The organism is Paraburkholderia sp. SIMBA_027 (assembly GCF_046535315.1).
Taxonomy (GTDB): domain Bacteria; phylum Pseudomonadota; class Gammaproteobacteria; order Burkholderiales; family Burkholderiaceae; genus Paraburkholderia; species Paraburkholderia tropica.
In genome coordinates this window covers 1-274 of the sequence record NZ_JAWRWY010000531.1, presented here as the reverse complement: position 1 = coordinate 274, position 274 = coordinate 1, and the positions used below count along the sequence as shown (strand labels likewise).

The 274-nt window shown below is 38.0% G+C and carries 1 protein-coding gene; it reads left to right on the top strand.

What is annotated here, in order from left to right:
* Positions 1-274 (top strand): LLM class flavin-dependent oxidoreductase (locus SB764_RS40120; RefSeq protein WP_410866768.1); only part of this gene is annotated, 274 nt, incomplete at both ends.

Genomic DNA, 274 nt, shown 5'->3' with positions numbered 1-274 from the left:
CCAATTAGCTCGAAAAGTTATTGGCATTGACCATCTATCAAAGGGGCGAGCTGCTTGGAATGTTGTCACATCTAGCAGTGAAAAAGAAGCGCCTTTGTTTGGCAGAGATAAACATATTCCTCATGCAGAACGCTATGAACGTGCAGAGGAATTTGTAGATATTGTAAAAAAGCTATGGTTATCCATTGATAAAGAAGCACTTGTGATTGATAAAGAATCAGGTAAATACCTTGATTTAACAAAGGTTCAACCAGTAAATCATGAAGGGAAATGG